Raw genomic sequence first — 2,551 nt, 5'->3', positions numbered from 1 at the left:
TCAAAATCCGTTGCATCGGCAAAGATGAACCTGTTTGCGCTGAAAACGCAGCAGGAGATGGACATATGGTCAGAGCATCGATTTAGCCGCCGCCCCATGGAGAAACTTCTCGCCACCTTTCGGAGCAAACAGAGTTTTTCAACATAATCCGCCCCTCGGGTTATAAACGACTGGACTTCTGAGCGCGGCAGAGCGGTACTGTCGGCATATTCAGCCGCCCGGACACTGCCGGGCTCCACTCAGTACAGGGCGAGGGACTGGCCTTTGCCTGCAGAGTGGAGAGCCAAATGACGATAACCCACAGTTCAAACCAACGGACCGGCGTATCAGGTCGTGCCCGTGCCAGACCCACCCGCCAGGCTGAGCTTCGAAAGCTGCTGGCCCGAAAGTCCGGCGCATCAATTGCGCAGATCCAGAAGACCTTTGGCTGGCAACCCCACACGGTACGGGCTGCCATTTCCGCACAACGCAAATCCGGATCTGTGATCGTTCGCAGCAAGACCGACAAAGGGTCGATGTACCGGATTGTTGAAGAAAGCGGCAGCCAATGAGCGCGGACCGGGCTGATCAGGTAACGGAGCGGGTGGCTGAGATCGAAGCTTATGATCGCGCGGAATGTCTGGATCGCTGGAAAGAGATGTCTGGGCGCCCGCCGCCAAAATACCTCTCGCCGCAGTTTATGAAGAGGGTGCTGATCTGGGAAGCGCAAAACAGGGCGCTGGGCGGTGTGTCAGCCAAAACCACGCGCCGCCTGAACCGGATTGCAACTGGCAGGATCGCCCCGACGATCGCAAAACCGGGATCGCATCTTGTCCGGGAATGGAACGGGCGAACGTATCTGGTCGAGGTGACAAACAGTGGCTATGTCATGGATGGCAAATCATGGCGATCGCTGTCGGCCATTGCCAGACACATCACCGGGGCGCACTGGTCCGGCCCGCGGTTCTTCGGCGTACAGTGATGCGACGGATCCGCTGCGCCATCTATACCCGAAAAAGCTCGGAGGAGGGTCTGGAGCAGGACTTCAACTCGCTGGATGCGCAACGGGAGGCCTGTGAGGCCTATGTCGCCAGCCAGAAGCATGAAGGCTGGGAGTTGCTGCCGGAGTGTTATGACGATGGCGGGATCTCGGGCGGTCATCTGGATCGGCCTTCCTTACAGCGTCTGATGCGGGCAGTGGACGACAAACGCGTGGATCAGATCGTCGTCTACAAGATCGACCGGCTGACACGCTCTCTGGCCGACTTCGCCAAGCTGGTCGAGCGTCTGGATCAGGCGGATGCGTCCTTCGTGTCGGTCACCCAGTCCTTCAACACGGCCACCAGCATGGGGCGGCTTACCCTCAATGTCCTTCTGAGCTTTGCCCAGTTTGAGCGCGAGGTCACGGCGGAACGCATCCGCGACAAGATTGCGGCCTCCAAGCGCAAAGGGCTCTGGATGGGTGGGACTGTCCCGCTCGGCTACGAGGCGGATGGCCGGACGCTGAAGATCGAACCGGACGAGGCAAAAATCATCAGAGCTCTTTATGAACTGTATCTGGAACATGGTCTCATCCGTGTCGTGAAAGACCGCGCAGAGGATCTTGGCCTCAGGTCACGTGAGCGCGTTCGCGGGGCAGGGCGCATCTCCGGCGGCACCCCTTTTGATCGCAGCCACATCCATCACATCCTGAGAAACCCGATCTATGCCGGGCGGATCCGGCACAGGGAACAGGTTTACGACGGACAGCATCCGGCAATTATCGACCCGTTGATCTGGGACACCGTCCAGCAGATGCTGAAAGAAGGAGCCGCAACGGCCCGTGGCACAAAGCGCAGGGTCACACGATCGCCGCTGGCCGGCAAACTCTATGATGAAACCGGCGACCGCCTGACGCCCAGTCACAGCCGGAAGAACGGCAGGCGACTGCGCTACTATATCTCTCACAGGTTGGTGAAGGATCGGAGCCGGAAGCATCCGGACGCGTGGCGTTTGCCGGCAGACCAGCTGGAGGGGCTGCTTGCCGATCTGGTCAGACAGCATTTGAAGCGACCGGATATTGCAATGCGGCTTATCCCGGATCTGCCTGCGGCAGACGTCACCGCCAGATCAGCTGGCCTGCACGCCATCCGGCAGACCACGGAATGTCTGCATCTGATCGACCGCGCTGACATGAGCCAGGGAGAAGTGTCCGTTCGCTTGTGTCAGAAGAGACTTGCCTCGGTTCTTAAATGTGATGCAGACCTGATCAACACAGAAGAGCTGATCCTCATGTCGCCATTCCGGATGCGCAGGCGCGGCGTGGAGCTGAAACTGCATCTTGGGGACGCGCCACCCACGGTCGATGTGACGTTGGCTCAGAACATCGTCAAAGCGCAGAAATGGATGTCCATGATCATTGGCGGCAAGACATTCACTGAGATCGCACAGGCCGAGGGCACATCAAAACGCCGGGTGCAGGATGTTGTTGGTCTTGCAATGCTTGCGCCAGACATCCTGGATGCGATCGCAGCCGGTGAGCAGTCGGAGGGTGTGACGTCTGACCGTGTCATCAAGTCAGGCGTTCCCGCCG

At 59.2% G+C, this 2,551-nt stretch carries 3 protein-coding genes; all 3 read left to right on the top strand.

The window, feature by feature from the left end; genetic code table 11:
- Window positions 1-287: 287 nt before the first annotated feature.
- Window positions 288-551 (top strand): DUF3489 domain-containing protein, encoded by a 264-nt coding sequence (locus Q1A34_RS21870; RefSeq protein WP_300039624.1) that lies wholly within the window; start codon window positions 288-290, stop codon window positions 549-551.
- Window positions 548-961, top strand: a complete 414-nt coding sequence (locus Q1A34_RS21865) for a DUF2924 domain-containing protein (protein ID WP_300039622.1) — start codon at window positions 548-550, stop codon at window positions 959-961. The genes Q1A34_RS21870 and Q1A34_RS21865 overlap by 4 nt, the downstream gene beginning before the upstream one ends.
- Window positions 961-2,551, top strand: a 1,591-nt coding sequence (locus Q1A34_RS21860) for a recombinase family protein (protein ID WP_300039620.1), incomplete at its 3' end; no start/stop codon positions are given. The genes Q1A34_RS21865 and Q1A34_RS21860, both read left to right, overlap by 1 nt.

Source organism: uncultured Roseobacter sp., assembly GCF_947491795.1.
In the GTDB taxonomy this organism is placed as follows: Bacteria; Pseudomonadota; Alphaproteobacteria; order Rhodobacterales; family Rhodobacteraceae; genus Roseobacter.
The sequence above is the reverse complement of the archived record's forward strand: the minus strand, read 5'-3'. Positions and strand labels throughout refer to the sequence as shown.